Origin of the sequence: Protofrankia sp. Cr2 (genome assembly GCF_963555885.1) — a bacterium.
Lineage (GTDB): Bacteria > Actinomycetota > Actinomycetes > Frankiales > Frankiaceae > Protofrankia.
On sequence record NZ_CAUVXG010000082.1, the window covers coordinates 11,586 to 16,106 of the forward strand.

General features: G+C 66.7%; 3 protein-coding genes and 1 pseudogene. 1 reads left to right on the plus strand and 3 read right to left on the minus strand.

Features of this window, described 5'->3' with window-relative positions; genetic code table 11:
* A pseudogene (locus U9978_RS22570) lies at positions 1-798 on the minus strand (glycogen debranching enzyme GlgX); the annotation flags it as partial.
* 409 nt (positions 799-1,207) lie between these two features.
* On the opposite strand from U9978_RS22570, the gene U9978_RS22575 reads away from it, so the two are divergent.
* A complete protein-coding gene (locus tag U9978_RS22575; RefSeq protein ID WP_322763156.1) occupies positions 1,208-1,609 on the plus strand; it encodes an excisionase family DNA-binding protein in 402 nt (133 codons plus the stop codon).
* Positions 1,610-1,682: 73 nt separating this feature from the next.
* On the opposite strand, the gene U9978_RS22580 is transcribed toward U9978_RS22575, so the two are convergent.
* Entirely contained in the window at positions 1,683-3,197 is a 1,515-nt protein-coding gene (locus U9978_RS22580) for a VWA domain-containing protein (RefSeq protein ID WP_322763157.1), read from the minus strand.
* A 99-nt stretch (positions 3,198-3,296) separates the two neighbouring features.
* A complete protein-coding gene (locus tag U9978_RS22585) occupies positions 3,297-4,049 on the minus strand; it encodes an ArsR/SmtB family transcription factor (protein WP_416211105.1) in 753 nt (250 codons plus the stop codon).
* Between the last annotated feature and the right edge of the window lie 472 nt (positions 4,050-4,521).

A 4,521-nucleotide genomic window follows, 5' to 3' on the forward strand; every position in this document is an offset into this window, starting at 1 on the left:
GGGCACCGAAGTCGCCGCGTATTCGTCGTGCGGGGCGAAATAGCTGATCGAATCGTATCCCCAGTAGTTGCGCAGGTTCTTGTCGAGTAGGACGCCGGAGTGCAGGAAATGGTGCACCGGCATCAGCTCGACGGTCGTGACGCCCAGCCGAAGCAGATGGTCGACGGCCGCGGACGAGCCGAGACCGGCGTAGGTGCCGCGCAGCGGCGCCGGCACGTCCGGAGCCAACTGGGTGAAACCCTTGACGTGGGTTTCGTAGATGACCGTGTCCGACCACGGCACCCGGCCCGGCCCCGGGGCGGGCGGCTGCGTGGGCGCCACCACCACCGACCGGGGTACGAAGCCGGCCGAATCGGTGTCGTTGCGGCGGTCCGGCTCACCGGGGATGTGCCCGAGCACCTCGGGCCCCCATCGCACCGTTCCCGTGACGGCGCGGGCGTAGGGGTCCAACAGCAGTTTCGCCGGGTTGCACCGCAGCCCGGCCGCGGGATCCCACGGGCCGGCCACCCGGAACCCGTAGTGGTCCCCGGCTCGCACGCCGGGCACATGTCCGCGCCAGGTACCCGAGTCGTCCCGCTCGAGGGGCACCCGCGTCTCACCACCGCCGCCATTGCCGCCGCCGCTGTCGCCGCTGTCATCGCCCGGGTCGTCGAATAGGCAGAAGTCAACCGCATCCGCGACGGCGGACAACACCCCGATATCAGCGCCGTCCGCGCGCAGGTGGACCCCGAGCGCAGACGTAGCGACCTTTCCGCCAGTCGTCACGCCTGCCGATGGGTCGAGGGAACTGTACGTCATGGCCGTATCATCCTGAACCGTCCACGCCCCGCAGACCTGAATCCGACGTTACGGGTCGCCCCGGGGAGACTGTCGTCTCCATCGCTGTACCGATCTCCTGCGGAGCCAGGAGCGAACATGCCGAGGCCGACACGGATTGCGAGCCGCAGGAGGCGAGCGCGACCCAGGCCCCGAGCGAGACACCGACCCCGAGCGCCACACTCAGCACAATTACACGGCGGACCATACCGTCATTATCGTGTCCCTGACGCCAGTTTGGCGGTGACATCTCGATGTCGTCTGAGGGGACCCTGGCAACTTCTTGACACCGTCCGTATCACCTTGGATCCGTAACGTGACATCCCGCCGTGAAGATCGTAGCATGTCCTACGACCAGGAACCCAACGGACGCGCCCGCCGGGGAGATCCCATGGGAAAACATTCAGGAACCCCGCCGAAGTGTCCACGATGCAACGGTCAGGGCACTGTCATCATTCGCGCCGACGGCGACGGCAAGGGCGTCCTGGGTGACGTGGTGGCAGCGCTGGCCCAGGGCCTGGCCGTGTCGATCGCGCCGCACAACACGATGTTGACGACGCAGGAGGCTGCCGACCTGCTCAACATCTCCAGGCCGACACTGGTACGCCTGTTGACCGAAGGTGAGGTTTCGTACACCATGCGGGGACGCCACCGTCGGGTCATGCTCCACGACATCCTTGATTACCGCGAACGCACTCGCCGCGAACGCAGGCACGTGTTGGACCAGATGGCCTCCGATGCCGAAGACGACAACCTGTACGAGATAACCGCCGGAGCCTGCCAAACTAGATGACGTATTGAAAGCGACCGGCAATAGGGGCGTGGCCTGTGTGGCGGCTCTCCGGTCTTAGCGCGCAAGGTGCCGGTCAGGCTCCGGTGACCAGGCCGCGGGCACGGGCCTGGGTGAGCCAGCCCGGGTACTCGTACATCAGCAGGTCGAAGAGCTGATCTTCGCCGATCGCCGTCGGGTCGGCAACCGAGAAGAAGTTCGCATTGTCCAGGAACCGCCCGGTCATCTCATCCAATTCCTCCAGGAACCGGAAGTCGCCCTCAAGCATGCGGTCGAAAAAGCCACCAAGGCCCCCGCGCTTCGGCATTGCCTCGGCGCCGACACTGACATTACGACTGGTCTTCCCGATCGCCATGAACTGCCAGAAGATCGGCTCATAGGATGCCCAGGTGATCTGGTCACGGGCGGCCTGCTTGTCGGTCGCCTGACCATCGGTCACGAACATCACGTAGACGGGCAGCTCGTCGGGACGGGGCCGGTCCCGCCGCCGCCCGCGCGAATCGGGAAAGTAGTGCTGCCGTACCACCTGCATGGCCTTTGCGTAGTTGGTGGCGCCCTCAAGCTTGCGGTGGCGTCTGAGCCCGGCCACCCAGCCCTGGTAGTTGCGCAGATCGAGCGGACCCTCGTCGTGGCCATTGCTGCCGAAAGTGAACACATCGCAGGAACCGTCATCATCGAACTGGACGGCGAGCGCCAGAATGCGCTCGCAGAGCTGCTGCACCTTGCCCTTGTTGTACAGCGCACTCATCGACATCGAAATGTCCAGGCAGAGTGCGACCCGGGCACGGTGCTCGGACATGCCCTTCTTCTGCAGGGAAACACCGGCGCGCTTGACCAGGTCGACCATGGCCGGTGAAGCCCCGGCGAGTTGCTTTTCCAGCCGGACGGCTTTCGCCAGTGACACCGGATTCGCCGTGGACGCCGGGCTCGGCGGGTCGGACGTCGGGCGCGGCGGCACCGAAACCGGAACCGGTGTTGGCACTGAAACCGGCCCCGGCCCTGGAACGGGAGCTGGAACGGGAGCTGGAGCTGATGGTTTGGCCGACGTGGGCGGCTCATCCACGGTGATGCCGTAGTCCGTGGCGAGCCCGGCCAGGCCCGACGTCCAACCCTGGCCCACCCCGCGGAACTTCCACTGCCCGGACCGCCGGTAGAGCTCACCCAGGACGAACGCCGTCTCGGCGCCCGCGTCGGTGACCTCGAACCGGACGATCTCCGAACCGGGTGCGGATGTCGCGCCGGCTCCGGGCGCCTCATGGACCCGGACATGCAGACCGCGCACCGCCCCGACCGGCTGGCCGTCGGTCGACACCGCGACGACAACGGTTGAGATCTCCGGTGGTAGCCGGGCCAGGTCGACGGTGACCGTCTCCTGCCGTCCGGACCGCGCCGCAAGGGTCACAGCACCCTCGACCGAGCGCGGCTGGTTGTAGAAGACGAAGTCTGCGTCGCTTCGGACGCGGCCGGAAGCCGTGAGCAGCAGTGCGCTGCCGTCCAACGCCGGTCCTGCGGCGGAGTCGAGCACGACACACACCCGCCCGACCCGCGGCGGGAGCACCACGTTCCCGCCTTTGGACAGAACTACAGTCATGCCGAGAGAGTGTATTTTCTCCGACAGGCGCCACGCCCGGTCGCACCGCCGGCAGAATTGGCGGCAGGATTGGCGGCAGGGTCGCTGGCGAGAGCCGGCTCAGGAATACATCAGGGATCCCGGGGTGGTGAGGAGCTCGCCGGTCTCCAGCCACGTCTTCAGGCCCGACAGGATCATCGGCCAGCCGCCGTAGAGCTCCTCGTTCGCGCCCTCGCGCAACTGGTCGTGGGTGACGGTCAGGCGGCAGGAGTCGCCGATCGGTTCGATCTCCCAGGTGATTCTGGAGGTGCCCTCACTCTTCACCTCGTCGCTCCAGAGCATGGTTGCGCTCTGGACGAGCCGGCGCGGCGGGTCGATCTCGAGGTTCTCCCCCTCGCCGAGCGGACCGGGTGCGCCCGGAGCGCCCATCTCGTAGCGCGAGCCCGGTGTCCAGTCCGAGATGACCCTGGCACCGAAGTTGTACTTGCTCCTTATCTCAGGATCGGTGATCGCCTCCCACAGCCGCTCCGGGGTGGTGCGAATGTAGATCTCGAAAACCTTCTCCATGGAATTCTCCAGTCGCTGCTTGACGGCGCTGAGCGCAGCCGCCCAGGGCTCGGCGTACTTGCTCACCCACCGGTCGTGGACGAGCCGGATCGGGACCGGGTTCAGAAAATGGAGCTTCTCTCGTCCGCGCCGCCTGGTGACCACCAGGCCCGCCTCCTCAAGCTGCTTGAGGTGCTTCATCACGCCGAAACGGGTGATGTCGAACCGCGCCTCGAGCGCGCTCAACGTCTGCCCGTCCTCGCGGAAGAGCTCGTCGAGCAGCGCCCGCCGCGTCGGATCGGCCAGCGCCCTGAACACCGCGTCCACGCCCTCGAAGATAGGTGACCATTTAGTCACCTGTCAACGGACGCCGCGGCTCAGATGATCTAGAACGCCCGGCAACAGGGATGTGGATCAAGGAGTGAGGCTGGGGTACGTAGATCGCGAGGCGGACGCGCCGCGGTGGCGGATGTGCAGGTCTGCGAGTGGGGGCCGGCGGGGTGGGGACCGGCGGGTGGCCGCGCGGATGTGTAGCCGCGGTGGCAGCAACACCTTGGTGGGTAGCCGGCCCGGCACGAGTGGATGGTTGACATACATTTTCCGCCCGAAAGCTGGCGCCTCCTGACGTCATCCTTCCACTCGTCGCACCGAAGGGAATGCGGATCAAGGAGCGGGGCTGGGGTGGATGCAGCGCGAAGCGGCGTGCGGGCAGCGGCGTGCGGGCAGCGATGACGCAAGGCGCCGGCGTCAGCAGGGCTCAGTGCGTCAGCAAGGTGTCGAGCTTGGTGAAGGAGCTGGT